Annotated in this window: 30 protein-coding genes and 4 pseudogenes; 15 read left to right on the top strand and 19 right to left on the bottom strand. The window is 52.1% G+C overall.

The features are described from left to right. Positions 1 to 105: 105 nt before the first annotated feature. The gene (locus C483_RS00945) at positions 106 to 906 is read left to right on the top strand and encodes an SWIM zinc finger family protein (RefSeq protein WP_049912363.1); all 801 of its coding nucleotides are present in this window, start codon (positions 106 to 108) and stop codon (positions 904 to 906) included. Between the two features lie 45 nt (positions 907 to 951). Here C483_RS00945 and C483_RS00940 read toward each other — a convergent pair whose 3' ends face one another. From C483_RS00940 to C483_RS00920, 6 genes and pseudogenes are all read right to left on the bottom strand, one after another. Next, the gene (locus C483_RS00940) at positions 952 to 1401 is read right to left on the bottom strand and encodes an HVO_A0114 family putative DNA-binding protein (protein WP_006651472.1); all 450 of its coding nucleotides are present in this window, start codon (positions 1399 to 1401) and stop codon (positions 952 to 954) included. 23 nt (positions 1402 to 1424) lie between these two features. Beyond that, positions 1425 to 1550, bottom strand: a pseudogene (locus tag C483_RS21310) (toxin-antitoxin system TumE family protein); the annotation flags it as partial. Between the two features lie 144 nt (positions 1551 to 1694). Next, positions 1695 to 2090, bottom strand: a complete 396-nt coding sequence (locus C483_RS00935) for a PIN domain-containing protein (protein WP_006651471.1) — start codon at positions 2088 to 2090, stop codon at positions 1695 to 1697. Further along, on the bottom strand, positions 2087 to 2332 hold the full coding sequence (locus tag C483_RS00930; protein WP_006651470.1) for an antitoxin VapB family protein: 246 nt from the start codon (positions 2330 to 2332) through the stop codon (positions 2087 to 2089). Before C483_RS00930 ends, C483_RS00935 begins: the two co-directional genes overlap by 4 nt. Before the next feature lie 434 nt (positions 2333 to 2766). Next, on the bottom strand, positions 2767 to 3672 hold the full coding sequence (locus C483_RS00925) for a hypothetical protein (protein ID WP_006651469.1): 906 nt from the start codon (positions 3670 to 3672) through the stop codon (positions 2767 to 2769). Further along, positions 3665 to 4252 carry a hypothetical protein gene (locus C483_RS00920; protein WP_006651468.1) on the bottom strand — a complete coding sequence of 196 codons (588 nt, stop codon included), beginning with the start codon at positions 4250 to 4252 and terminating at the stop codon, positions 3665 to 3667. Before C483_RS00920 ends, C483_RS00925 begins: the two co-directional genes overlap by 8 nt. Positions 4253 to 4500: 248 nt before the next feature. Between C483_RS00920 and C483_RS00915 the strand changes: the two genes are divergently transcribed. From C483_RS00915 to C483_RS19265, 4 genes are all read left to right on the top strand, one after another. Further along, the gene (locus C483_RS00915; protein ID WP_006651467.1) at positions 4501 to 4749 is read left to right on the top strand and encodes a winged-helix domain-containing protein; all 249 of its coding nucleotides are present in this window, start codon (positions 4501 to 4503) and stop codon (positions 4747 to 4749) included. 87 nt (positions 4750 to 4836) lie between these two features. Further along, on the top strand, positions 4837 to 6696 hold the full coding sequence (locus C483_RS19270) for an asparagine synthase-related protein (RefSeq protein ID WP_006651466.1): 1860 nt from the start codon (positions 4837 to 4839) through the stop codon (positions 6694 to 6696). Positions 6697 to 6731: 35 nt separating this feature from the next. Continuing rightward, a complete protein-coding gene (locus tag C483_RS00910) occupies positions 6732 to 8147 on the top strand; it encodes a flippase (protein ID WP_006651465.1) in 1416 nt (471 codons plus the stop codon). 210 nt (positions 8148 to 8357) lie between these two features. Beyond that, positions 8358 to 8855, top strand: a complete 498-nt coding sequence (locus tag C483_RS19265; protein ID WP_206537393.1) for a hypothetical protein — start codon at positions 8358 to 8360, stop codon at positions 8853 to 8855. A 63-nt stretch (positions 8856 to 8918) separates the two neighbouring features. Here the strand turns inward: C483_RS19265 and C483_RS19770 are convergent, their stop codons facing one another. Continuing rightward, positions 8919 to 10205, bottom strand: a complete 1287-nt coding sequence (locus C483_RS19770; protein WP_152419807.1) for a hypothetical protein — start codon at positions 10203 to 10205, stop codon at positions 8919 to 8921. A 66-nt stretch (positions 10206 to 10271) separates the two neighbouring features. After that, on the bottom strand, positions 10272 to 11372 hold the full coding sequence (locus C483_RS19260) for a glycosyltransferase (protein ID WP_083860374.1): 1101 nt from the start codon (positions 11370 to 11372) through the stop codon (positions 10272 to 10274). Positions 11373 to 11584: 212 nt separating this feature from the next. Between C483_RS19260 and C483_RS00905 the strand changes: the two genes are divergently transcribed. Both C483_RS00905 and C483_RS00900 read left to right on the top strand, forming a co-directional pair. Next, positions 11585 to 12787: an agl cluster protein AglQ gene (locus C483_RS00905; protein ID WP_241431456.1), complete on the top strand. Its 1203-nt coding sequence runs from the start codon at positions 11585 to 11587 to the stop codon at positions 12785 to 12787. Further along, positions 12777 to 13703 carry a glycosyltransferase gene (locus C483_RS00900; RefSeq protein ID WP_006651462.1) on the top strand — a complete coding sequence of 309 codons (927 nt, stop codon included), beginning with the start codon at positions 12777 to 12779 and terminating at the stop codon, positions 13701 to 13703. Before C483_RS00905 ends, C483_RS00900 begins: the two co-directional genes overlap by 11 nt. Positions 13704 to 13709: 6 nt before the next feature. Here the strand turns inward: C483_RS00900 and C483_RS00895 are convergent, their stop codons facing one another. Continuing rightward, on the bottom strand, positions 13710 to 14885 hold the full coding sequence (locus C483_RS00895) for a glycosyltransferase family 2 protein (RefSeq protein ID WP_006651461.1): 1176 nt from the start codon (positions 14883 to 14885) through the stop codon (positions 13710 to 13712). A gap of 813 nt (positions 14886 to 15698) precedes the next feature. Here C483_RS00895 and C483_RS00890 point away from each other — a divergent pair. Next, positions 15699 to 15902, top strand: a complete 204-nt coding sequence (locus tag C483_RS00890) for a ribbon-helix-helix domain-containing protein (protein ID WP_006651460.1) — start codon at positions 15699 to 15701, stop codon at positions 15900 to 15902. On the opposite strand, the gene C483_RS00885 is transcribed toward C483_RS00890, so the two are convergent. The 4 genes from C483_RS00885 to C483_RS00870 are packed head-to-tail and all read right to left on the bottom strand — an operon-like array spanning position 15862 to position 19683. Beyond that, positions 15862 to 16803 carry a hypothetical protein gene (locus tag C483_RS00885; RefSeq protein ID WP_006651459.1) on the bottom strand — a complete coding sequence of 314 codons (942 nt, stop codon included), beginning with the start codon at positions 16801 to 16803 and terminating at the stop codon, positions 15862 to 15864. The genes C483_RS00890 and C483_RS00885 overlap by 41 nt on opposite strands. Next, complete coding sequence (locus C483_RS00880; RefSeq protein WP_006651458.1) at positions 16800 to 17522, bottom strand: hypothetical protein; 723 nt, start codon at positions 17520 to 17522, stop codon at positions 16800 to 16802. Before C483_RS00880 ends, C483_RS00885 begins: the two co-directional genes overlap by 4 nt. Positions 17523 to 17575: 53 nt before the next feature. Next, positions 17576 to 18514, bottom strand: coding sequence for a hypothetical protein (locus C483_RS00875; protein ID WP_006651457.1), 939 nt, complete (start codon positions 18512 to 18514; stop codon positions 17576 to 17578). 5 nt (positions 18515 to 18519) lie between these two features. Next, positions 18520 to 19683, bottom strand: coding sequence for an eCIS core domain-containing protein (locus tag C483_RS00870; RefSeq protein ID WP_006651456.1), 1164 nt, complete (start codon positions 19681 to 19683; stop codon positions 18520 to 18522). 323 nt (positions 19684 to 20006) lie between these two features. On the opposite strand from C483_RS00870, the gene mntA reads away from it, so the two are divergent. The 5 genes and pseudogenes from mntA (at position 20007) to C483_RS00845 (ending at position 21993) form a co-directional block, all read left to right on the top strand. Next, a complete protein-coding gene (mntA, locus tag C483_RS00865; protein ID WP_006651455.1) occupies positions 20007 to 20450 on the top strand; it encodes a type VII toxin-antitoxin system MntA family adenylyltransferase antitoxin in 444 nt (147 codons plus the stop codon). Beyond that, entirely contained in the window at positions 20450 to 20872 is a 423-nt protein-coding gene (gene hepT, locus C483_RS00860; RefSeq protein WP_004213510.1) for a type VII toxin-antitoxin system HepT family RNase toxin, read from the top strand. The genes mntA and hepT overlap by 1 nt, the downstream gene beginning before the upstream one ends. A gap of 180 nt (positions 20873 to 21052) precedes the next feature. Next, positions 21053 to 21328 carry a hypothetical protein gene (locus tag C483_RS00855; protein WP_006651454.1) on the top strand — a complete coding sequence of 92 codons (276 nt, stop codon included), beginning with the start codon at positions 21053 to 21055 and terminating at the stop codon, positions 21326 to 21328. A 127-nt stretch (positions 21329 to 21455) separates the two neighbouring features. Continuing rightward, positions 21456 to 21737, top strand: coding sequence for a ribbon-helix-helix domain-containing protein (locus C483_RS00850; RefSeq protein ID WP_006651453.1), 282 nt, complete (start codon positions 21456 to 21458; stop codon positions 21735 to 21737). After that, positions 21730 to 21993 (top strand): annotated as a pseudogene (locus C483_RS00845) (type II toxin-antitoxin system RelE family toxin). The gene C483_RS00850 and the pseudogene C483_RS00845 overlap by 8 nt, the downstream one beginning before the upstream one ends. Positions 21994 to 22101: 108 nt before the next feature. Here the strand turns inward: C483_RS00845 and C483_RS00840 are convergent. Further along, entirely contained in the window at positions 22102 to 22440 is a 339-nt protein-coding gene (locus C483_RS00840; RefSeq protein WP_049912362.1) for a MarR family transcriptional regulator, read from the bottom strand. Positions 22441 to 22786: 346 nt separating this feature from the next. On the opposite strand from C483_RS00840, the gene C483_RS00835 reads away from it, so the two are divergent. Both C483_RS00835 and C483_RS21205 read left to right on the top strand, forming a co-directional pair. Next, a complete protein-coding gene (locus C483_RS00835; protein ID WP_006651450.1) occupies positions 22787 to 23026 on the top strand; it encodes a DUF7557 family protein in 240 nt (79 codons plus the stop codon). After that, positions 23023 to 23256 (top strand): annotated as a pseudogene (locus C483_RS21205) (PIN domain-containing protein); the annotation flags it as partial. The gene C483_RS00835 and the pseudogene C483_RS21205, both read left to right, overlap by 4 nt. Here C483_RS21205 and C483_RS19695 read toward each other — a convergent pair. The 5 genes and pseudogenes from C483_RS19695 to C483_RS20175 form a co-directional block, all read right to left on the bottom strand. Beyond that, positions 23231 to 23392: pseudogene (locus C483_RS19695) on the bottom strand (eCIS core domain-containing protein); the annotation flags it as partial. The pseudogenes C483_RS21205 and C483_RS19695 sit on opposite strands and share 26 nt — an antisense overlap. 69 nt (positions 23393 to 23461) lie before the next feature. Next, positions 23462 to 24340, bottom strand: a complete 879-nt coding sequence (locus C483_RS00830) for a hypothetical protein (protein ID WP_006651448.1) — start codon at positions 24338 to 24340, stop codon at positions 23462 to 23464. 80 nt (positions 24341 to 24420) lie between these two features. Then, a complete protein-coding gene (locus tag C483_RS00825; protein ID WP_006651447.1) occupies positions 24421 to 25092 on the bottom strand; it encodes a hypothetical protein in 672 nt (223 codons plus the stop codon). A gap of 54 nt (positions 25093 to 25146) precedes the next feature. Then, the gene (locus tag C483_RS00820) at positions 25147 to 26118 is read right to left on the bottom strand and encodes a hypothetical protein (protein WP_006651446.1); all 972 of its coding nucleotides are present in this window, start codon (positions 26116 to 26118) and stop codon (positions 25147 to 25149) included. A 2-nt stretch (positions 26119 to 26120) separates the two neighbouring features. Next, a partial coding sequence (locus C483_RS20175) for a hypothetical protein (RefSeq protein ID WP_006651445.1) occupies positions 26121 to 26349 on the bottom strand: 229 nt, incomplete at its 5' end.

Here is a 26349-nt window from a genome sequence, read left to right as displayed (position 1 = left end):
CACTCGAGTGCGTCTCTCGTGGGGTGGGCACGAGTGGCTGTGATGCAGGTCATCCACACGGCGATGGAACAAAACAACAGTGTGGCGGGAGTGCTGATCAATGGGATGAACATCGACGAGTCGACCATCCGAAGGCTGTGCACTGATGCCGTGTTCGAACGGGGACAACGGTATCACAACGAGGGACGTATCCAGCGAATCGAACGGTTCAACGACATCGTCACCGCCGTCGTACGCGGCTCGTCTCACTACGATGTAGTCGTCGAATTGGGAGCGAACACCATCGACGCCCGATGTACGTGTCCATGCGACGGCCCTGAGGAGTGCAAACACGTTGTTGCGGTGGTGCTGGACATCGCCGCCGATCCGCCCCGGGACGAGAGCGAACAGGTGGAGCCACTGCTCCAAACCGTCTCGGCCGACGACCTCCGGGCGTTCGTCCGTGACGTACTCGCAGAACAGCCAGACCTCCGTGAGCAGTTCGTCTCGCGTTTCGGCAGTGCCGGAAAATCTGTCGACGACTACCGCGCCGAAATCGAGCAACTGTTCGACCGGCACACACAGGAGTATCCGGTCGTCACCGACGCCATCGACTTCTCGCAGTTCTTCGAGGTGGCTACACACTATCGCGAGCGTGAGCGCTACCTGGAAGCCGCGACCGTCTATCGCGCGTTGTTCGAGGAGATCGACGACAACGAGCATCGAATCGACGCTGCATACGACCATTACGCCAGCGCCTTGCAGTCTGCGCTCGACGGATACGTCGAGTGCGTGCTCGCGGCTACGCTTGAGCAAGACGAGTTCGAGACGTACATCGGTGTGCTAGAAGAGCAGGCGAGGGCGGCACATCCACCAAACAGTGAGCAGTTTCACCGCGCGATTGATGATCTCGAAGATCGGCGGTGACCAGACGGGGGCAGCCCAAGAGATGGTTTTAGTTCCGTAGGCAACTCACGGCGCTGCGGTTGCCGTGTCGCCAGCTTCTGGATCAAACGGGAGGTTGATGACGAGTTCATCGAACCAGACGACCGGGCGCTTACTCTGGCCGTCTTCCTCGAAGAAGATGATTCCCAGCTGGGCGAGCCGACTGAGTTCCTCGTGGACGTTCTTCACGTCCCGGTCAACAACCCGTGCGGTCTCGTTGATGCTGGATGGCTCTTCCCGGCGAATGGCTTCGATGAGATCGAGGACGCGCGGCGTCAGCGTCTCCATGAGGTCGTCGTAGCTGGTAAACGAGAGCGTCGGTGGGGAATCCACCGCGTCGCCCCGTTCGAGCGCCTCGATACCGTCGGTGACAGCATCGTGGAACTCACTCGATGACGTTACAGTCACGACGAGGGTTGATTCGGCCCGAAGCTGTTCGCGCTCCATTGGGTGCAGTGGTGGCGTGGTATCGTTCATGGTATCACCGTCGTGTGATGGCTTCACTTGATTTCGAACTCGGATTTCGGGATCTCGCTCCAGAATCGTTCCCAGAGTTCGACCATCCCGGGAAGCGTGAGTATGTCTGGGTCGGGATCCGGTGCGACGTGCAGTTCGTGCCCTTTGGTATACGACCATTGGTCAGGAGAACAATAGCAGTTGTCGCACTCCGACTACCCATATAATTTTGCCAGGTAATAGGCCGTAGTCCTCCGATCGGAAAGCGACCGCCGGAGAGTCCGCTTGATCATTCTATACCTGTTGTCGGTCGATCAGTTCCGGTATTCCTCAACAGCAATGACCGCCTTGACCGCTTCGTGCGTAAGGTCACCGTCCGCTGAAACGACTGGCGCGTCTACCTCTCGGCCAACTGCTGCAATGAGCGCGTCCATTCCGGTCAGGAACGGCCCCTGTGGGCCGACCTCGTCTGCGATGTCGCCGGCGAGAACAGTGGTCTGTTCGGTGATCTCGTATACCTCTCCCCACGAGAGATCGACCGCTGCCGCAGTCACGTCACCATTCGGAGCGTTTCCTTCCCCGACCAACACCTCAGCATAGGCTGGTGCCGGAAAGACAAATTGTTCGTTCTCGTTGGCGAGTAAGTACTCGGCAGTCGCGTCAACACCGTTCAGATAATCGATGAGAAAATTCGCATCGAGTACTTTCATCTCTCCTCCGACAGACGGCGGTTCCTCGCTTCCGACTTCTCTTTCTCCTTCTTGCGCGCCTCACGAACGCGATCAGCGTGGTCGTCCGACCACCGTCCGAACCCAGCGAGGAGATCGTGCTCACCCTCCTCTTCGAAGAGTCGCTCGAGAACATCGTTATAGCTCTCCCCTTCGCGTCTCCGGCGATCGAGGTGCCGTTTCACCCGGTCGCTAACTCGAATCTGTTCATCAGCGGTCGACATCGATACGTCAACGTATGCGTTGACACGACTTAGACGTTGGGTACAGGTACGCTGCAGTGGTTAGAAGAGAATGACAGCTAGCCGCCCGATTCGCTAGGCACAGCACTCGGCGTTCCGTGGACACCTGTCGTCACCGGTGGTGGCTGTGGTGGGTGTCTCCTGGCTCAACTACCGAGCTACTCGAGTAACGAGACCCACAGCTCCTCGTCCCTGGTGGCTGGCTGGACTCGAGTTGGTTCGTGGTTGGACTCAAGTCGGTGGAGCGGTGGTGGTGGTGCGTCGGGGGTGTGTGGCGTGGTAGTGGTTTAGGGGCGTGTGCGTGGCGTGTTGGGGGCTTCGGGGCGTGTGGGTAGTGTCTGGTACGCTAGGCGCGTGTCTGGTGCGTTGGGTGTACGCTATGTGTTCTGGGAGTGGCTTTCGTCGAGTGGACAGCCCTAGCCGTGGACGCCAGCTGTCTCCGGTGGCTCGCTGCTGCTCGTCTCGCCGGGGAGGTCCGCATCCACAGGGAGGACCAGCCGACGCTCGGTGTACTCGAGTCCATTCTTGCGCTGGGTGGTCCGGTGGACCGCGAGCCGGTGCTTCGACAGATCGAGGAGGGCGTCGATCGTTCTGGAGACGAGTTTCTTCGCGTAGCTCTCGCTTGTGCCGGGTTCCTGTCTGCGGATCCAGTGTTTCAGGTCACTCGCCGTGACGTACTCGCGGACATCCTTACAGCCGGCCCGCCAGGGATCGTCGCCGAACTGCGGGTCGGTGCGAGCCTGCCAGAGTCGTGCAGCGAGTCGGGTGGGGAGAGCGTTTGCCGTTGCCCGGCGTCTGTCCGCATCCATCCGGGCGAGTTGCTGGATCGGGAGCAGGTCGCCGAAGGCGAGTGTCGTGTGACCGTCGTCTAACGGGTCCGCGCTCTCGGGCAGGCGGACGTACGTCCGGCCGTCGTCCTTGGTGATCTGTTCGATCTGGTTGCCGGGAACGTCGAGCTCGTGTGGGTCGATATGGTCGGCGGCGAGATGGGCACCCTTCTCGAGTTCGCGCGCCTGGAGTTCTTCGATGCGGGCCTTGTTGGTGGCGGCCTTCTTCAGGGCCGCCTCGAGTTTTGCGGTGTGGGGGTCGCACTGGCACGTGCAGTTGCACGCTGACTTGGACTTGGACTCGGGTTCGGTGTCAGGCTCAGTTCTAGTATCGGACTCACTGCCTGACTCTACCCCACCCTCCGATTCGAGGCGCGCTTCGAGCCGATCACAATCACGCTCCAGTTCGGCGATCCGTTCTGCCTTGCACTCGAGTTCGGACTCCAACGCTGCGATTCGTTCGTGGAGGGACTCGAGTGTCGGGTCGTCACTCATCGGGCTCACCTCGGGTGTCGTGGTCGTCGGACGTGTTGCTGGGTTGGGTGTCGTCAGGTGTGTTTTGGCTGGGCTGATTGTCCGCAGGTGTGTTGCTGGGTTGGGTGTCGTCAGGTGTGTTTTGGCTGGGCTGATTGTCCGCAGGTGTGTTGCTGGGTTGGGTGTCGTTGGATGCGTTGCTAGGCTGGTCGTCGGCAGTGTCGTGGCTCGGCTGATCCTTTACAGTGCTCTGATCAGATTCCGAGTGGTCGTCAGTGGTGTCAGGCAATGCATCCGGCCCGGAGTACGTGAGAACGTTCGCTGTGTCGGGTCGGTAGGGCATCGACGCCTCGGGGCCGATCGCGAGCAGGCCGACGCGGCTCGCCTCCGCTCTGATCTGTCGGAGGTGCCGGCGGAGTTCACGGCGCTGGTCGGGTTCCAGGTGGTCGACCGCGCTCGCGTTCGGCGGGGTCGTCCTGGCGAGCAGTGCGCGCGTGATTGAGTCGATATACTCGAGGTGCGTCTGGAGGGACTGGTTCGGGTCGATCAGTGCGTCCTGTCTGTCGGGGCTTTGATTACCCCGTGTCTCGTCGTTTGACATGGCTTCCGTAGTCGGGTTACGGAGGCTGTTCGCGGACTGGTGTTTGCCCCACCGGTCCGCTACTTCCAGATTCTGAGCGACGCGTCTGAACCGGTGCTTCCGTACAACTTGCTAACAACTCTACGTACTTTATTCTAGCGTATTTATGCTACAGAAGTATCGTACTCACGCTATCATTTCGAGAAACCAAATCACGTTAATGCCCGCCCGTGGGAGAACTCCGTCGAATGCGTCCTCGTCCAGAGTGGATGTCGCTGAAAGATGGGCTTATACTCGAGTTCCTCGACGAGCACGACCTCGAACTCCCAGCAAAGCCACTCTATCGAAATCTCAACCGCCACGGGCACGAAATCGGCTATTCGACTGTTCGACAACGATTGAAAGAACTCGAGAAGCACGGGCTGCTAGAGAAGGTTGACGAGGCAGGCTACTATCATCTCACTACGGAGGGGAAAGCGTATTTAGCGGGTGAGCTCGAGTTAAATGATATCGAGTGAAACGCAGTCTGTGAATTGACGGGGAAGTACATATCCACCTGAAGTCTTTCGGTCAATTTATATCCCTAAACGAATTTCCCAAAAGTGATGGTTGGTATCTGTGGTGTCATTGGCTCGCAAGACTCTAAAATAGATACTCTCACAGATGCTATTTGCTGGACTGAGTCCCAAATTCAGTCTACATATAGAGATGATTACGTGGCTATTGGGAATTCAGATCATGATATTAATTTTAAAGAACAGCCAGTAACCACGGATGACATCTCAATATGGTGTTGGGGGGATATAATTGGCTGCGAATGTAAAGGTCAGTATACTCCACGTCCAGATAGCACTAACGAGGCAGAATTCTGTGCCGATTTATATGAGGAATACGGCCTGAACTTCATCACAGGTCTGAATAGCGAATTTTCAGGAGTTATCTATGATCACAAATCCAAGACAGTATCGCTATTCACGGATCGATTGGGATCTAGACCAATCTACTACACACGTACCTCAAACGGAACTCTTGTGTTTTCCTCCCTTCTACAATCGCTTGCTGTTCATCCAGATATTAGTTTGAAAGCAGATCCAGAGTTCCTCGGAGAATTTCTCATGTATAGCCGTGCCTTCGGCATACATACACCCGCAAAAGGAGTAAAAAAGATATCGCCAGCATCTATCATTACATTTGATATGAGTGGAGAGCGTGTTAATAGTCGTAAGTACTGGTGGCCAGTACCATCTGAGCAAAACTATTCGTTTTCTGAGTGTGTTGATAAATTTAAAAGTATTTTCCAAAATGCAGTACGCGAACGTGAGAGTCAAGACCAAAAACAGGGGCTGTTACTCAGCGGCGGTGCAGACTCGAGATTACTCTTGGACACGTTAGAAAGGGATGTCACAGCGTTCCACATGAACGAACAATTGGATGGGAATACTGAAGCCCAGACAGCGAAACAAGTAGCAGAAAATATTTCCCAAGATTTCCAATTCCTACTGCGGGATGAGAGATATTACCCGACTGTATTTGAAAAGACAACTGAGATTACAAACTTCAATGGGCATCCCCAGCATGCTCATGCTACTGGCTTTATTGATGAAATAACTGGCCAAGTTGACCAAATAATCTGTGGGCAATACAGTGATACAATTTTAGGTGGGACATATGTTCCAAGAAAATTTGCATCGTATCCAGTTTTGAGACATCTGTACCCATTATCACAGCCTCGTCCAATAGATTCCCCGCCAGCATATGTTGAGGCAATGAACAGAGGGGAGGTAGGGGACTATAACTCTCCGTTACCATATTTGAAAAGTGAATTAAGTCCACAAAATTCCTTCAGAAAGCGTTTATCCCACGGTGAGAACACAATTCAAAACCATGGTGTTGAGTATTCCTCATGGAGGGCGTTAGTTGAGTATGGCATAATATATCCATTAACAAATGTTAAAACGTTTACATTTTATGAAACACTTAATCAAATGCTTCCTACAAGGTATCCCTTCTTAGATAACCGCATTATTGATTTGGTACTCCAAATACCAAGTTCATACCGATATAGACAAAATATAGTTGAAACTGCACTGCCAGAACTCAATCCAGACCTAGCCTCTATTCCTCATCCCGATTACGATCTTCCTCTTCATTATCCCAGTTATGCAAAACACTATCGTAGAAAAAAGTCTGCACTCCAGAGCAAGATAAAAGAAAGAGTGTCTTCTTTCAGCGATGGAGATGTTATTGATGACGGTGGACCGTGGATTAACCATGCTACACTAATTCGATCGGATCCATTTGTCAAAGAAATAATATCACAAAATGAGGATCGTATTCGCTCTTCACCATATTTAGATTTTGATGGAGTTCAGCAATGCTATCAGGATCATGTTAACGGTGAAAATTACACGAATCAACTTTATACACTAATAACAGTATTGAAATCCTCATTGGACCTTAAATAAACCACTAAATTTTTAATGATTGAGTTACCTATACCATGAACGTTGCTCGGTCTAGTCTTAAAATTGCCGCAGCAAGAGTCGGCAGTCTCCTGCTGACTTTTGTTGGTACAGCATTTTTTGCACAAGAGTTGGGGGCAAGACTACTTGGCATCTTTTTTTTGTTCCAAGCAGTACTCGCTGTCTCTGAACTTCCGGCTAACTTAGGTACCCGGATTGCTGTTGAAAAACGAATCAGCGAGGGTGGTCCTGCAGATCAAATTATAGGAACTGCTATTGTTTTGAAGGCAACACTACTCTTGCTGGTCACGGGTAGTATCCTTGTTTTTCAATCATATCTCAATCAGTATATTGGTGCAAATGTCGCCGGACTGCTTATTATTACAATTATTCTACAGGAATCAGCAGAGCTGATGATGAATGTACTGAAAGGGGAACTCCGCGTTGGAGAAACAGCTACTCTTCAATTTGCATATTCTTTCACATGGGTCGGTCTCGGAGTTCTTCTTGTTCAGTTTGATTTTGGTGTTTTCGGACTCGTGTATGGTGTGATCGTTGGGAAAGGGGTTCAACTCGCTTGGGCGATCTGTAAGACATCAGTTGGTATTGGTCAACCAACGATCACTCAGGCCCGTTCTCTGGTTGATTATGCCAAGTATAGCATTATCCCTGAAATTGATGGGCAAGTCCATAATTGGATGGATATTTTGATCATCGGATTCTTCGTCACTCAAGCAGCTGTCGGGGCATATGAAATTGCATGGCGTGTGGCTGGACCTGTTTTGCTACTTACGAGTGCAATTGGAACCACTATTTTTCCCCAGATTAGCTCCTGGGAGTCAGAAGATTCGAAAGAGTCACTTGAAAGACTACTACCAAAAATTATTACACCATCACTCGTATTTGTATTCCCTGCGTTCTTTGGAGGGATTCTATTATCGGAAGAAATACTTGGTTTGATTTTCGGTCAAGAGTTCACAGCCGCTTGGTTAGCACTTATCATCCTTTTAGCGGGAAAACTCCCCCGAGCTATTAGACAAATCGTGGGCAAATCGCTCCTTGGCTTGAATCGGCCTGATTTGGTTACACATGCTGCTCTCGTGGATATCATTGCTAATCTTGTACTAAATATCATTCTCATATGGCATTTTGGGATCTTGGGAGCCGCTTTAGGAACGACGCTCTCTATGACCATCGGTACAATACATCGAACTTATTACTTATCAAAGATAATTTCTATCCGAGTGCCCTATTATGAACTCGGCTGGTGTCTACTATCGTCACTCGCAATGTATTTTTCACTCCACATAGCAAATAACTGGATTGAAATAACTACGGTCATTCACTTGGCAGGGTATGTATTCGTAGGTGCAACTTTATATAGTGCATTTGTTTTGCTGTATTCGCCTCTAAGAATGAAGACTGTTGAACAGGCACGGGATGTCATCCGGTGAGGCACTGCTAGATTGGGATTGAATGGAACGGAGTTCTTCGAGGGAAATAGGAACATGCTGTTCAAAGAACACCAGATTGACGTAACGAGCTCCTATGATGTGACGTTTTTGGATAGTTATCGGACGCACACAGCCAGCCTAGCTGATCAGGCTGACGTACGCTACTCATGCTAGAGCCGCTTCATTAGCGGAATTTCGAGACTACCGTGAATGGTTCGGCGTCAACAGACGCCGAGCTACGATCCAGCGCTGGTATTAGACTACGGCGACTCCTACGAAAACAATTTCACCGCTAAGCCAGAGCGTGTCGCTATCGATGAAAACAGATTCAACTCGAAAATGAACAGAAAACGTGGCTCTACGCGGCAATCGATGTTGATTCAAAAGTCGTACTGCATACACGCTTTTCGAGACACAAGGGTTGAGTCCCGGCTGAACGCGTCCTCAGCAAACTCAAAGAAGAAATACTGCGTCTCCAACGTGGAGTTTCTCGTTGATGGGATAGGCTATCTAACCGCCTACAAGCACGATCTCGACGGCAATCTCAACTACACTGACCGCAACCTCGTAGAAATGCTCTTCAGACCTATACAATGCGAATTCAACGATTCCATAAAACCTGAAACGGTAGTCAAGTCAGCGCCGAGCGCGGGCTGGCTGCCTACACCGCTACCACAACCGCCACCGAAGTCATCAAACACTTGTTGATCAACCGCCGGCCGAGTCACTCAACCAAGGGGACTCAATCTAGTAGTTCGCACAGTATATTTATCAATCACTTAATTTATATTCATACGTTCTCCATGGTAATAGATATAGTACTACTATAATTAGTGCCATTCCGTGGAACGTTAGTACCGTTAGAAGACCACTATTAGTGATAGGGAATGTGAAGGCTGCAATAAGTAATATTGATTGGTTTGAGTCAATATCCTGAGATAGCGAATCTATAATTGTTAGTAATATCTTCAATAAAATAGTGAAAAGGATTATTCCAATGATACCAAACCTTGCATATCCGACACCCCATGGGTTCCCTGTAGCAGAAGCGCCTGGATCAAATTGTTCACTAACTAAGTATAAATGATTCTGTTCATAAGGATAATAACCAAGAGTGTTACCCAGCAAATAAATCTTATCATTCATGTAGAAGAATTCAAAATAGTAATTCGCTGCTATTGGCGGGACAAATATTATTCTCCTATAGGAGTGCAGAAACCAACTGTTCCCCATCATATATAGAATGAGCGAAAAAATAGCGCCAAGAAGCACACCAATCACAACAAATGGAACTACATAACTAAAATAGGATAGTATGAGGAACAAGCAAATAATCATTAATGGTATCAATAGTGCTGCCTGTAAACCAAGGAATATAAATATACATAACCATCCAAGAAGCGATAATAAGAGATATGCCTTCTTTTTAGTAATTAAAGAATATATTAGAATAGTAGGGAGTACAACATAGTTAAGTGAAAATACACCTCGATGAACAATATTATATTGGATTGGACTAAGTTCGGATATCGTCGCTGAATACGCAGTCCGGAGCTGGTAGATCTCTTGTGTACTTGTTGGTATTCCTGGACTATAATCCAGGGATAATACTGTAGTAAATGCTATAAAGAACCCTATCAATAAAATGAATATCCAAAAAACATTTCCAGATACACTTGGTCTTGGTCTGACAACCAATTGGGGGAATAAATTCCCACCAAGAAAAATCATACAGAAGGTCAGTATCGATATTATCAACAGAGTATGACCATTAGAAGATATAACATATGGCGATGTGACTATTGAGGGCACATACATTAGCATATATACAGACCATATAATTAAGTCAGAAGGAGATTTTATTTCTTCAGGCATAGTAATTAGTGGGATAGCAGACAAAACTGCGAGAGGAACTACCGGGTATAGATGTTTCGCCCCATTGAACTCTATGTTATAAAATTCCATCTCTCCCAAATACACTAACAAAACAAAGGTTCCCGCAACAATCAAAATATAAAAAAGACCAGATATTAGGGATAAATTCTTGATGTTAGTCATGCCTTGTGAATAGTGTGGATTACTCATAGACGATGTGGTTCGCGGGACACAATTGGACTTTCTCATTCATTCGTATATGATCTCTTCATACTGTTGTACATTATCTAAATCGAAATCTTCAGCTCTTTGTTTCAGCATTGATCCAGGGATAGGATCGTCAAGCATATCCTGTATAGAATCAGCTAGTTGCTCATAATTACCGACATTGACCAGCGGTCCAAATCGACCGTTTTCTAATATTTCCTCAGGGCCACTTTCACAGTCAGTAGACACTACAGGCGTTCCACAGGCCATCGCTTCAACGAGAACGATACCAAAGCCTTCCCATTCAGAGGACAATGCAAAAACATCGGCAGATCCCATATATGAATATGGGTTATCAATGTAACCAGGGAGAGACACTAAATCATATATTCCCAACTCTTTGGCATAATTTTCCAACTTTCCTCGGTCTTCGCCTTCGCCTAAAATAATAAGTCGACAGTCCCTTGTGTCAGTAATAGATTTGAAAGCCCGTAATAGAGTTGAAAATCCCTTTTGTTGGACTAACCTTCCCGCACCTAATATAACTGGATTGTCTTTTTGTGATAGCCATGGATGTTCGGTTTCTTCTTGTGCTTTCTGTTCGATGTCCGCTACAGAGGTAATTGCAGGGTTATAGATGACGGAGATGTCGGATTCAGATAATCCAGTACATTGAACGAGATCGGTCTTAACCCCCTCTGAAATTGCTATTACTTTGTCTGCTCTTGGTATCAGGTGCTTCATTAACTCATATACAATTTTGTTTTTAATTCCGTCTTGGTTTTCAAAGTGTTTGGTGAGAACCGTTCCTTGACGGGAAATCATTTCAGTCTCGCAGTTGGAAATTATGAGTGAAAGGTGAGCAATAACAATTGACGAGTGGGTTGTTGAGAGAAGAATATCCGGCTCGGTCTTTCTTAGGTATCTACTTATCTTCGGTAACGATGCTAACTCCCGATCTGACTTTAAATTGATGAGCGATACTCCTTCAGGAACTTTGTCTGCAAAATCTCCAGACGCATTAGAAACTAAAAAGTCAACATTGTAGCCTTTTTTTGTTAAGTGATCAGAAATATGGAATAACATTCTATTAGCTCCGCCAGCAGATAATTGGCCATTATAAATAGCAATATGCGAAACCATGGCTACAACAAGTGGATTCTAATATAAACCATTCACGAAATCGCTAAACAGTTGTTGACATATAGTGCATTCCGAATTTAGCCCACCTCCAATATTAAGCACACAGAGGCTTCACGGGCGGTTTGAAAGCAGATTAGTTTGTAAATACAATGCAATCAAATGATGGTCTGCTTATATTCCAGTGAACGAAGTGTGCGCGGATAATAACTTTCATGACTATCGCCGTGAGGTATATTACTAGCAAAAGAATGGTAGGGAATACAGAAACAATACTAGATGAGGTACTGGTTGGCTCTATAGAAAATCATATTGACGATTTAGAAACAGACGGGAAGTTCCCAGCAGGGCTAAATGGGCCTTGGAAGAATCCACAGACATCGGTTAGAAATTCATCTCATGCCCTAATAACCGCAATATACTGTTTGAAAAGAAATGAGGTCCAAGCTCATCGGGAGGTAGCAGAGTCAATAATTTCGTATTTGAAATCAAATGAAGTCCGTCCCTATGAAGAAACCTTCTACCACCTACGCGAGCACGAGAAATCCCGCTGCAACGGATTGATCGGACAAGCGTGGACCATCGAGGCGCTGGTCGAAGCAGCAGAATACTTCGACCGGCCGGAGTTGGTTGCGCTTGCAGAGGAAGTGTTTCTCCTCCATCCATTCGACGAGGAACTCGCGGCGTGGAAATACGTTGATATCGATGGCGAATTCCAATCCCTCGACAAGACATTCAACCACCAGTTATGGTTTGCAATGGCCGGTGCACTCCTTGCTGATCACACCGAGGCGAGTCCAATCGTCGAAGAACAAGTCCGACGATTCCTCGAGGAACTCCCGGACAACCTGAATCTCTATCCGTCTGGGTTGATATTCCACCCGTTCAAACCGGAGTTCGACATCAAAAAGTACGCGAAAATATTTGCCGAGGGCGTCCGTTCTGGTGTTGCGCACAAAATGGTTTCGAACGTGGCACAGGCAATTGTCGGCGGTGAAGAAGGCGACCCGATGAAAGAAACGTCAGTCGGCTACCATTCGTTCAATATGTACGCCTTCGCGGTACTCCACGAATACTTCCCGAATCATCCGTTCTGGGGACACGAAAAATTCGAACGGGCGCTCGCGTATGCCCGAAGTGAACGATTCAAAGACCAACTCGACAAGAATCCCTACGGCTACCCGTATAATTGCACGGGAATCGAGATGGCGTATGTTCTAGACGTTTTCGCTGATGACGCCAGGGACCTCCAAAAATGGTGGTTAGAAGAGCAGTTCCGGCGAACGCTTGATCCAGAAACGATGGAAATGTCACGCAATAATCCTGATCCCGCCACCCTGACCGCTAGACTGTACGAAGCGACTCGACTTCCCGATATCGAACTTTCTATTGAGACAGATATAGACGATGACAATTGATACTGAGAATCCGTTCGTCTCCATCATCATTCCGGTCTACAACGATCCAGAGGGGATTCGAAGTTGTCTTACTGCGTTGCAGTCACAGGCATATCCAGAGACTCAATTCGAAGTACTAGTTGTCGACAACGGATCCACAGACGGGACGCGAGATGTTATTCGGGACTTTTCTGTACAACTCCTCGTAGAAGACGAGGTTCAGGGATCGTACGCCGCACGAAATAAAGGGATAGAAGCGTCAGATGGGGATGTTCTGGCGTTCGTCGATGCAGACTGTACCCCTGAACCGGAGTGGGTTGCAGCTGGTGTTGAAACGATGTCCCAAGAAGACGCAGATCTCGTCGCTGGTCGGGTGCGGTTTGAGTTCACACCTGACCGAACGCCTGCAGAACGGTTTGACGCGATGGGGAACATGCGCAACGATAAGACGGTACCCGAAGGTGTTGGGAAGACAGCAAACCTCTTCGTACGGAAAACAGTCGTCAACGAAATCGGTACGTTTCCCCAAAACCTGCGCTCAGGTGGAGACGTGTACTGGACACGAGCAGCAACGAACGCTGGAATGAAGATCGCTTACTCGCCAGACGCGATTGTAAACCACCCCTCTCGACAGTTCCAACCACTTTTAAAGAAGATGTATCGTGTCGGGAACGGAAGTGCCGAAATATGGTATCTGGATGATCAGACAACCGTGTGGACAATCCTCGCTGGCCTCGCCCGGTTCCCACTGAAGGCACTGCGATTCATGTTCACTGAAGTGAACAACGAGCCAGAGAAGAAAACTGAGACACCACCCGATCGAGATGTCGAACAGTCTATCGGAGTCCATCTCGTCGCCACACTCGCAGTCGGTGCACTGCTGATCGGACGGGTTGTAGGTCTCATTAGACTACTACCACGGGTTATTTCGAAATAGCGTCTATTACTTGTTTTCTTCCGCTGTTCGATTCGAAGTTTCCCAGACCACGATATTTGATCCGTGAAGGAAGTTCCACAGTCCGAGAAGCATTCCGTAATTGGCGCTAAGGAAGTAGTAAGGAACGTGCGTAAACAATGGGTCATCAACTTCGAGTCGCTCTGCTAATGCTCCAACCCCCGCAAGGAAGTAGAAGCCAAATTGCCCAGCTAATAGAAGTTGATAGAGCACTGAGCCGGTCGTTACAACGAGTCCCACATTTGTGATTAATACTAGGATCAACAAGACAGGGGACAACCAGCGAAGCACTTTGTGTGACCAGAGCTGGTACGAGAACAACGGATGTCGAAGTGGGTTTAATAGGTCAGGATAGTTCGCAATCGCATGCCAGCACCGCGTAACGATACGAACGCGCCGGCGGAACTCCGACGTCGATGAACCTTCGGTATCCTCCCACGCGACTGCCCCTGGAGCGTATGTGACGAGTTCACCTTGGCGAACGATTTCTAATGGTTCGGCGAAGTCGCTGATGGCTTCTCGAGGAAGTGGGACGTACGACTCAGCACGGACCGCGTAAATAGATCCGTTACCAGTCACGAGGGAATTGACGCGTGATTCGAGGCGCTTAATCAAGGATTCGTATCGCCAATAGACAGATTCACCCTCTACGTCACTGGACTGACGATACCGAAGTTCTCCGACTACACACCCGACATTGGGGTCGAATTTTTGCACTAATCGCTGGATCGCGTCCGATTCATACATGCTGTTTGCGTCGGAGAAAACAAGGATGTCCTCGTCGACCATTTCAACCACTTTGTTTTGACAAGATGTCTTTCCGACGCGACCCTCAATTCGGATGAGTTCAACGCCGCGGTCAGCGTACCCCTCCACGATATCGTCAGTGCGATCAGATGATTCGTCAGAAAAGACGATTATTCTGAGTTTCTCATCTGGATACGCTAAGCGGAGACTATTTTCAATCTTTTCCCCAATGATTTCCTCCTCATTGTACGCAGCGATAATCAGGGCGACAGATGGTAACTCAGAGGTAGAAGAGGTGAGTGCCCGATCCCGTATACGGCCGCCAATCCACATAGAGAGTGCATAAACGGCATAGCTATGTATGAGTAAATACAGTGCGCCCCAGAAGACGATCAGGGAGAGGAGTTCAACTACCATCGCTACGAGTAAGTGTACTTCTCGAAGGATCGATTTCAACTGTTTGGTTCACCTTCGTGAATTAAATATTTGATTCTGTTAAGATGAGATCTCGAACCGGGCCGACAATCCCATCGAATGGAGTCGCACCCCGAACACCCTGATGGGTATCAGGTGCACTCGGTCACCCAAACCTCGTTCCAGTCCACATTTGAGGTCCCTCTGGGCACATTGGCGAGTTGCATGAGCACTTCTCGCCACCACCTGCTCATTCCTCAAATTCTCATCGAGACAGTGCCTTGCGTCCTATCGTCAGACCGCAAAATAGAATTTATTCAGGAGAACATACCCCGGAACCTTTTCCTATAATATAGATTACTCTGGTCATCTGAGCGACGCTAGCGCTGTTATTAGAACGTGAGAAGGAGAATTGGCCTTGTCCTTTGACTCGGTATCACTTTCGTCTTACTCGCCGCTCCCGTCGACCTCAGCGTTCACTACGGAGCCACCTACGACGAGAACTGTCCCCCTCCATCGGTGACCAGCTACAGGACGACTACAACGAATTCACCGGCGACCACCAGCTCGCTGAAAACGAGGTGCAGTCAATCGCCGAGGGCACGATAATCACGTCACCGACTCGGCAGACAAGGTCGCAGCCGAACTCGAGTACAACCACCACGCCACCGACGAGAGCAACCCGGTGGCGTCGCCCAGGTCTACGGGGTACTCGAGTACGGTCACCCAGCCAGCGGTGATGCATCCGTCCGCGTGCAGACCCGCTCACAGGAGGGAGGAGAGCGGTTATTCGTGGCGTAGGCACCCTTCACAGTAATGAGTACAGCCAATGATACCGGCGACGCGACCACCAAGATCGATGTCCGGGTTCCAGACAGGCTCCTCGAGAAGATCGACGAGGAGTACGAGCGTCGGGGGGACACCTCGCAGTCGGGGGCGGTCCGCGACTGTTGTCACAGGCGATCGAAGGACGTGATGATCAGAAAGGCGTCGATGACCACGTATTCACTGACTCAGTGAACAGATAGTATCGATCATAGATCTCATGTATCTCCTGTTTGACTGTACCGCGGTACGTACCAAAGCCCTGGTGCTGGAACGCTTCTGGCGGCTCTTCGCCCATCATCAGATACCGGTCGCGGATCTGACTACTCAGGTTCGCCACTAACAGCAGCCGATAGAGTGAGAACGAATCGAGGTCTATCGGTGGCAGTTCAATCCGAGCGTCGGCTTCGCGGTCGAGGGACGACTTGGCTCCCTTCGTCTGCTCGCTTTTGCCGTCGGTGTGCAGATAATGCATCTCTGAAACCGTTTCCAGGTCGAAGGACGGGAGTTCGGCTTCAAGGCGGTCTTCGTAGTTGAACAACTCGAGAAGTTGCTGTTCGATATCATCGGAGTCCGTAAGGACGGCCTCCGCTTCGTCTTGGATCGCTGTGACGAGAGCAGCGTACTGGTCGGCCAGTGGTGGCTCAACTGCAAGCGGGTCCGGTGAGAGGGTGAGGTCTTTTCGGTAGATGAGCACGTCGTCGGGATCGGCGTCCTCAAAAGGCAACTGAACGGACGAGCCGTTGTAGTGGCTTTCGAGTTGAGACCGTAAGTCGCCAAATCGGTCAGCAATGGCGTCTTCAGAAAGTGCGGACAACGCGATCATGGCGGCGACAAGACAATCGGGGTTTTCGTGCCGCGGCATCGTCTCGTAGCCTTGCTCTCGGTAGACGTGCCACTTGGCGAAGCGGCGGGCCTGCCGGACGTGCTCGTTTTCAGCCTGTGTGCGCTCTGATGGGTAGTCCGAGTATCCGTCCTGTTCGTGATACTTAATTTCTCCGTTGAACGCGACATGGATACCATGGCTGACATCATCATTGTCGATCACTCGGAGACCAACCCCATCCTCATCTTCACCGCCTATGACTGCTTTCATGGGTTTACCTCTCCACTCGTAGGAACGCTATCAGGCCGGGCACCATCACCAGTCAAGTAACCTCGTTCTTCGAGTTCGATAGTGAGTTTCTCCATACGCGCTTCGATCTCACCGTCTAGGCTACCGAACCACTTTTTTAGGCCAACAAGGCCGATTCCCGTGGCCAACCCTGCCAGCGGTGTGAGCAGTTGCCCAACTAGAGAGGAGGCAGCGGGTGTGCCGAAATCGACCCAGTCACCGGTGTCGATCCCTCGCTCGAGTTTTTGTCGCTGATCGTCCGTCAACCCCACATCCTGGAGTTTGTCTGCCAGTTTGTTGTCGAGTGTTTTCAAATCGAGGCGCTCGCTGACACCACTGCGTTCGTCATCCTCGGCAACCACGTCGGTGAATTCAGCTTGGTGCTCAGTGAGTGCCTCTCGCAAATATTCGATGCGATGGGTGTTTTGCTCCTCACGGAATTCGTTTAGATCCGCCGACTCCTCGTTCTCGAGTTCTAACATCGCCAACGTCTCCAATGCCTCCAGTTTTGCGACTCGTTGAATATGAATGTCGGTACCCAGTCGGTTGACAAGCAACGGGTCTTCTCCAGAGACTGCCTGCGTTGCCGCCTTGTCGGCCTCCCGTTCACGTTGCTGATCGGGATCTATCTCGACTTCCTTGATTTGTGCCGACTCTCGCAAAAACACGTCAATATGAGGCACGAGGAAACCGAGAACCATATTTTGGACGGTAGGTTGAGTACGGATTTGGGCCAAGACTGGTCCGGCAGTAGTCACCGTTCCAGCGCACTAAGATCGGGGAGACGATAGGAATCGACTGATGAATCGGTGTAATGAACAGGTTCGTACTGTTCAAGGTGCTCGTTTCGAACGGTTTGACGGAATGTTCCAGTACCAAGAATCTTGACAGACGCGGGTGGTTCAAGTCCCATCTGAAGATAACAGTCCCGTGTCTGGCACAGGAGGTGATGGACGACAAGCATCTGAAACCCTTCGACAGGGAGATACGCTTCCCAAGGCGCGTCGATGGGAAACAGTTCTAACCGGGCGTCAGGCGCACCCATATCGGATCGTCTGGGATCACGTTTCTCGTCTCCGGTACGTGTCTGGTAGAGCACACCGAGGTCAGAAACATCGGCAATTGTGAAGCTCTCAGCATTGACTCCAGACTGTTCGAGCGCTTCCCTAATGGCTTGAGTTACCTTTGCCCGATCATGGCTCGCCTCCAACACTGCCGCGAGAGACCGAACTACCTGCTGACCAAGGAGTGACTCCAGATCAATATCTAAATAAACGTACTGCAGGTATGCCGTTAGTCCGTCGGCCTCCGGCGGATCGATCACTGGGTTACTATCTGCGTCAATGGTGCTTCGGAACTGCTGGTAATACGTCCCGAAATGGTGCTCGAATGTCTCCGTTGGCAGGTCAGCGATACTAGCAGCGACAATTGCAGGGCCCTCTGGCGTCTGCCATGGCTCGAGCGTCGGATGTCCACGTTCACGGTAGACATGATAGCGAGCAAATCGTCGAGATTGAGCAACATGAACGTTCTCTTCATCTGATCGTTTAGATCCTTTGTTTGGATATACCTCCTGCTCATGATACTGGATCTCTCCGTCGAACTCGACTTCTATCCAGTGTTCGACTCCAGCATTATCGGTTACATAGAGTCCAACCCGTTCGTCGTTTTCGCCAGTGATGATTGCATCCATTACGGTCACCTACCCAATTCGTCTGCTTGCGAGTCACCCGTCCCGAGATCTTCTGCCCAGTCGGGTTCATGACCGAGGTTCCGAAGAATGTTTGCGAGCAGGTCCTCGTGGCCAGCAGCAGCGAAGATACGTCGCCAAATCTGTGGATCAAGTTTGCGATAGGCTAATCGTTTCGCGGTGAGCCCTGTCGCGGCTGTAACACTCGCTGCTCCAGTAATCATTGCTGTCTCTGGGTCAGTGAGCCCCGTCTCGAGAGCACTCGTCTGGACTAGAGCCGTGATTATTCCTGTCGAAATACCCGCTTTCGCTGCGCCTTTCAAGAGTTTCCGAAGGGTAATCCCCTCATCGTCTTCGGTATCGTCCTCGAGTTCACGTATCTGCTCGACCAGAGGGCCACCAGCACCAGGGACAGGTGCGCCGGCCCCAGTTCGTTGGATGTGAATATTTGTCCCCATCCGATTCACGATCAGTGGTTCGTCACCCGAGAGCGCCTGTTGTGCTGCTTCGTCAGCGTCCCGCTCCAACTGCGGATCGGGATCGATTTCGAGAGCAGCACCTTCCTGGGGCATCATGCTGATTGCCGCGCCAGTCTGTTGGCGAACGTGTGCTAACTCGTGAGCCAGCAGGAACTGACCCTCGCCCGACTCGGGATCATACTTGCCGGCGTTGAACACAATGTCGTTCCCACAGGTGAACGCTTTCGCGTCGATCGCGTCAGCTGCCTGCGCAGCCCTCCCACCAGTATGAATCCGAACGTTCGAGAAGTCCGCGCCCATGCGCTCTTCGAGTGCCCGCTGAATCGGCTGCTCCAGTGGTTTCCCACCCTCGCCTAGCACGTCAAGGACAGTATCAGGAACCTCGTCCTGCGTGGTGTCGGTTCCCTCGAGTGCGCGCTGGATGTGGTGGTCGCGCGTTTCGGTCTCTGTTGCAGTGGAACCGTAGCCCGGAACAACGGGTTCGCCTGGAGGTGTTGCTTCGGGTGACGCATGTGCATGTGCATATGGGTCCGGAGCCTGATGGACAGGGTCCCCAGAGAAAGCAGGGTCAGGTTGTGCCGACGGCATTCGGGCGATAGGCTGGCCGCCAGCCTGCGACTGCGACGATTGCCGCTGCTCGTGTCCGTCCTCGCTCTCTGAGTCCGAGTCGGTTCGGGTACGACGTTTCTTCATGGCGTGTCCCTCTGGACACCGTCGATTCGAAGCGAGTTGATCATACACGAACTCTTGAATTCTTGGTATATTAATACTTGTTTCCTGGAAAGTGAAGGCTGACGACAGACAAAGCACACCCACAATTGATCACGGCTCAGTCCTACGCGAGTCTCTGAGTACAGCGAGTCTGATGGAGTGCACTCGAGTGCGACCGGGCGAAACGTACAGATCGGGCGACAGGTTCCGCGAGTGTGGGTGTGTGCTGACCAATGCATCACGAACGGACGGCACAGTACTCTCGTGGCAGACAGTATAAGGCGGTCCAACACGTACCCCAACGTATGCGAGGCGACGCTCCGGAGTCAGATGGTAGCCTCACTGGCGTCGATCTCGAGGGCTTTCGATCGGTGTTCGCTGATGCCGACGTACAGTATGCTGTGCTGTTCGGATCGCACGTGAGCGGAACAGCGTCACCGGCGTCGGACCTCGACGTTTGCGTTCGGTTTCCAGACGACTGTACTCGGCACGAACGATTTCGGCGGCGCAATCAAATCGATAGCGAGCTCCAGTCGTACGCCGAGATGTTCGTCGATGTCAGTGATAGACAGGCGGTACCCGATACCGTCGCGCTGAACGCGCTTCGAGATGGGTGGCTGGTGTACGGCGACGAGGAAACGAAAGCGGCAGACGAACGACGCCTTACACAGCGCGTCGAGGACGCCCACGAACAGCGCACGCGACAGCGACGCGAGTTCATCGACCGACTCGCTACGGGAGATGTCTAATGGTCGACGAAGAAGTAGTTGGAGACCGGCTTGCGTTGATCAATCAGTACACGAACGAATGCAAGGAGATGAGCGATGGTTCCAGAACGGAGTATCTCGAAGATGTCGTTCTTCAGCGTGCTGTCGAACGGTCATTGATGAACGCGATCCAATCCTGTATCGATCTGGCGAGTCATATCCGGGCTTCCGAGAACCTCGGGACCGCCGAAACCTCACGTGAGGAAATCGAAGCGCTCGTTGAGGCCGATATTATTGCGGCCGAAACTGGGTCGAAGCTCGCGGAAGCTGTCGGTTTTCGAAATCACCTCGCCCATCGGTACGGGGATATCGACCACGACCTCGTGTACGATGTGTTGCAGGAGGATCTCGAGTGGTTCGACCGGTTTCAGCAGGAGGTTGCAACGTGGTTTCAAACTAGGTAGCGAGGCGGATTCCCCGCCCCCACGGTTGGCAGGGTTGAAACGCCGCGTTGTGAGTGATGCTGATTCCCGATAAATAACAAGAACAGCACTCGAGACCGCTTGTACAGAGCGTATGAAACAATAGCCACTAACGAGGAGTGCGTAGAAACGGGTATCCAGTTACAGATGAAACGATAGCGTATGACCACGGAAGTAAAGATCCACGAGGACGCGAAATCGCGGCTCGAGGAACTCCAGGCGGAGATCCGGCTCCAGACGGGACGGAACGTCACGCGACAGGAACTGGTGGCCCACCTCATCAACGACGCGTACGAATCACGCAGTGACGTGATCAATTCGTTCCGAGAGTCGTCCGTACCCCTTTCGGAAGACGAGAAAGAAACAATGCGTCGTGGTCGGTTCCGGTCGGACGTCGAAACGGACGAGAGCGACATCGACGACGTGCTCTACGGATAACGATCTGTATCGGTACCGGCGTGCTCTCTGCTGAGCACGATATGGATACCTCGAGACACAGTGTAGCGAACACAGCTCCAGAATAGAGGGGAAACAGTTATTTGTGGGACGAGCGTCTCACACAGTAATGAGTACTGACACCAGTGATGCCGGTGACGGCAACGGGACTACCAAAATCGACATCCGGGTTCCAAACAGGCTCCTCGAGAAGATCGACGAGGAGTACGAGCGTCGGGGGTACACCTCGCGGTCGGAGGCGGTCCGCGATGCACTCCGCGACTGGATTGATCCACCGGCAAGGCTCTCCGACGAAACGCTCGAGGAACTTGTAAAGAGCCGCGAGCAGCGAAAGCAGGCTGAAACGCAATCTGCTGATGATGTTCGTGATCGCCTCGGCTTGAATGACTGACGTCGAGTACACTGAACAAGCGATCGGTCATCTCGAGAACTGAGACCCACAAGTCGCCGATCGTGTAATGAACAAAGCTGATGAGGCGACTGACTGGACCGAACACCGACTCGAGCGTCTTTCCGGCTACCCGTATTACAAACTTCGTGCCGGTGACTACCGAGCGATCATCACCTGGGATCGCGACGACGATATTCTCATCGTCGAGGCAGTCGGTCACCGACGGAATGTGTATGATCGACACCTTCCCCCATGATGCCTCTGGAAACGAGATCACTGGAACCAGAATTGACGATCCCGTAGAGTGGGGACAGACGGTCGTTGGAGAAGGCTCCCGTCCAGTTCGCAACCCTACATGGGTAAATCAGTCAACTGCGTGCTCCTTCCATTCTTCGGGATCTTCGGACCCATACTGCTCATTTAGTCGCTGAACGGTCTTGTGGAAGTTATACGCATCACGGACGCGGTCCATATCCCCAATCGCCCAGTATTCCCCCTTATGCCGAACCAGGTTTGCATCCTCCAGACGACTCAGGACAGTACTGACTGAACCCTTCTTCACTCCTGCTCCAGCAGCTATTTCGGAGGGTGTGAACGCCTTGTCATCGTTTCGGGCCAGATACGTGATAACCCGCTCTGCGTTCGTCTCTCCCTTGAGTTCAGTGTCAGAGTGTTCGTTGAATGTCTCGATATCGATAGGCATACTTGTCACTAAGATATTTTGAGTCATAACTGTACTCTTGTCATCAGTGTTACTATATAACTGATGTAAGCACATCGGTTCTCGGAACACCATACTCAGTCACATCGTGTGAGACAGTTCTTGGGGTGGAAACAGAAATTACGATTTCCAAAATCGTAATTTCCAAAATCGAGGTGAGTGAGCCCGTGTTCCCACGGGAAGAGTGGGAGGGCGATGCTGGGAGTGTGACGCGTCTGGAGCCTGACGAACGGCAGGGATCAACACAGCAACCAGGACGATCACACCAGCCGTTTCGATAGCTACGCACTCCAACCGTAATTCTCATAGAGCGTCAACGTTGTCGGGGATGTCACACCAGAGCCGTCTCGAGAACGATGTCTACGAACGCATCAAAGCGACCAAGCGTGATGACGAGTCGTTCAGTGACATCGTGAACAGGCTCATCGGCGGACGGTCGCTCCGCGGTCTCCGCGATTTCCGTGATGTCTCCGATGACGACCAGATGGACGAGATGCGAGAAGCAATCGAGACCGCTGATCAGGCAGACCGTGACGAAGTCCGTGAGGTTGCAGAGCGGTTCGAATGATCGTCGACACGAGCTTCGTTCTGGACATCATCGACGACGTCGACCCAACCATCCAGAAGGAACGGGAACTTGAAGCAGAGAGTGTTTCGTTGGTGATCCCGTCGATGACCGCTCTGAAACTCTACATTGGCGTCGGGAAAGCAACAAACACCCTCGAAGAGCGCCAGCAGGTCGAAGCCGTCCTCGATTCCTATCCGGTAGCGGAAACACGATGTCGTTCCCACAGGCGAACGCCTTCGCATCGATCGCGTCGGCCGCTCCGGCGACTTTCGTACCCGTGTGAATGCGCACGTTTGAGAAGTCCGCATCCATGCGCTCCTCGAGTGCACGCTGAATCGGCTGCGTGAGTGGTTGGCCCTTGCTACGGGTGACATCGATCACACGTTTCGCATTCCAGTAATGTAATTCGACGATTCGATACAGTGCCACTCCGCCCTACACGGGCGAAACGTAGCCCGAGATGCGGGCGTCGTGGTCCCAGTAGTCCGGGTAGAAGTCGAAATCCCGGTACTTTGCTGAGTACTTGAACTTGCCGTGCCCGAGTACGCGGTACTGAGCCGGCGGCTCCAACCCCATGCTGACGAAGCAATCGCGAATTTGGCAGACGAGAGTATGTCCGACGTGCCGACGGAACTGTGGTCGGGTGAAGCCCATCGGGAGCGTCTCGATCCGGGCGTCTGGCTCACGATTGATCGGATCTTCTCCCTCGATGGTTTTGTAGCCGTCCGGCTCGCTGTACATCGTCTCAATCCCAGAACAGTCCTCGATAGTTAGGTCCGTAAAGGAAATATCGGGGTCGAACTCGTCGTCAGTCTGGTCAGTTCCACCGCCAATGAGCGACCGAGCTTTGGCGACGAGTCCCTGGCCTTGGGCGTCGACGAGTTCCTGAATGGTGTCTTCGCCGAGGACATCAACCGCCGGGCGCTGCAGTTGCTCCTGAATGGCGTCGAGATCCGCCGACAGGTAGATATTTTGCTTGTAGACGATGAACTCCTCGTTGTAGACCTCGTTCGGGATGTCGAGGACCGGAGTGAGATCGGCCCGCTCGTGGCTGGCCATCTGCTCGTACAGCGTCCCGAAGTACTCGTCGAACTGCTCGTCCTCGAGGTCGAGGACAGCCATCAGGGCAGCCGCGATGCGGTCGGGGTTGTCGGGATTCGGGACCGTGTCGTAGCCCGTCTCGCGGTAGACGTGCCAACGGGCGAAGCGGCGGGCCTGCGAGAAGCTTTCGTCTTCTTCGAAGGTACGATCAGATGGATCTGGGTATTCGTCTGTTTTGTGTGCCTTAATTTTCCCTCTCTGTCCCACGACCATTCTATGTTCTTTGTCGCGGTTATCAGTAACAACTACTCCCACACCTTCTTCTATTTCGTCTTTTATTTCAGCGTTCATTGTCACAATCCTACCTTCCCGAGTAGACTGTTCTCGTCGGATTCTTCTTGTGAGTTAAACTTCTCCTCTTTATCAGCCTTGTCCCGGGAGAACCGTTCTTTGGCCCGTTCCCAGAGACTTTTCGCACCAGTACTGGCGGCACCGACACCGATAGCCATCAGGGCCGCAGCCATCGTAGGGGCACCCAGTTCCGGATTCATCGCGGTCTCGGAAAGGCCCTCCTGAAGGGCAGGTTCCATACCCGCTCGGCCGAGCGCGATGGCTCCGGCTCCGATGCCACCGGCGGCGAGGCCAGCGGTTTTCTCTCCCAGACCGGAGTGGACCTCGTCCTCGAGAGAGCCGAGCGAGGATCGGGTCTGCTCAATCGTCTGGGTGTTCTCGGAAACCTGGTCTCGAAGGTTGGCGACCTCGTCGACGAGGTCGCTGATCCCCTTGTAATTGTTCTCAACGCTGACTTCAGCAGGTGTCCGCTGAATGTGCACGTCCGTCCCCAGTCGATTGACTACCAGTGGCTCTTCACCAGACAATGCTTGCTGCGCCGCCTCGTCAGCTTCCCGCTCCAACTGCGGATCAGGATCAATCTCGAGGTCAGTCCCTTCCTGAGGCATCGTGCTGATAGCCGCGCCGCCGGTTTGCCGTGTGACGCGTGCGGGTTCGTGAGAGACGGTCGCCATCAATCAGGAATTGGTGCATAATCCGGACCCAGCGAAAAAGAACGTACCGGTTCGTTAGACGTTCTCCCAGTCGATGTCGGCGTCTGAGTCGTAGTACGGTTGCCAGCCGTCGTATCGCTGGTAGAGCCCAGTAAAGAGGTTCTTGCCCGGTCCGGTGACTCGGACGGATTCCGGCGGCGTAACGCCCATGTAGACGTAACAGTCCCGAATCTGGCACTTCAGGTTGTGCACTGCGTACTCCTGGAGAGCCTCCATCGACTCGGGCTCGTGGGGCACTAACTCCAGTTCGGCGTCCGGCCCACGGTCGAGGTCGGGCTCGCCGTTGAATTCGCCGTAAATTTCGTCGCCGATCTCCCACTTGACGTGCAGCCCTGAGGTCGTCTCGATCCACTGCTCGGGTGCGAGCGTCTGGAGGTCACCGCCACCAAAGCCGTGCTCGGTAGCCAGCGCCGAGAGTTCGTCGGCGATGGCTGCAACGTCGCCGCTTCCCGTGATCGATTCGGCTTCCTCGAGATACTCCTGGACGGTCTCGTCCTGAAGTTGCTCGATCAGGTCCGCCTCGGCAGTCTCGTCCAGGCCGAGGAAAATCCCCGTCGTGTAGTAGTAGAAGACATCCTCGGTGTAGAGGTCATCCGGGATTTCGATGGCTGGATCCTCGTCTTCGTGATGGTGGCGGAACTGCTGGTAGAAGTCACCGAAGTACTCTTCGAACGTCTCAGTGTCCATCGCCGCGACGATCAGTGCGACGAGCGTAATGCGGTCGGGGTCTTCCTGCAGCGAAATCGTCGGGTAGCCACAGTCCTTGTAGACGTAGTACTTGGCGTACTGCTGGGCCTGTGTTACGTTGCGTACGCCGTCAGGAGACCGTTCACTTGGCACGTCTGGGTAGCCGTCTTGTTCATGAATATAGATCTCGCCGTACTTGTCGATCGAGAGTTCGTGTTCAGTGCTATTATTGTCAACTACACGAACGCCGATACGCTGTTGACCCTTGTGAATAGTTTCATCGAAGATGGTAGCTTCCATAATTAGTCCCCTCCGTGAACATCTTCGATGCTCTCTTCACCGGCACCAGTCTTGCCGGCGACCAGATCGGCCACCCTATCCACAAACGCCTCCTTGCCTGCCAGTGCCTCAGCGAGGGCGTCGTTACTAGCGATTTTCTCGGCGAAGTCCTCGCTCTGGGAGAGTTTCGTTTCCACGGTCTCGGCGACAACTTCAGGCGTGGCACCACCACCCTGTGAGAGCGCAGCGTCT

The sequence above is a fragment of the Natrialba hulunbeirensis JCM 10989 genome (genome assembly GCF_000337575.1).
GTDB classification, from domain to species: domain Archaea; phylum Halobacteriota; class Halobacteria; order Halobacteriales; family Natrialbaceae; genus Natrialba; species Natrialba hulunbeirensis.
Note: the sequence above shows the minus strand (reverse complement) of the source record. Positions and strands in the feature narration are given on the sequence as shown.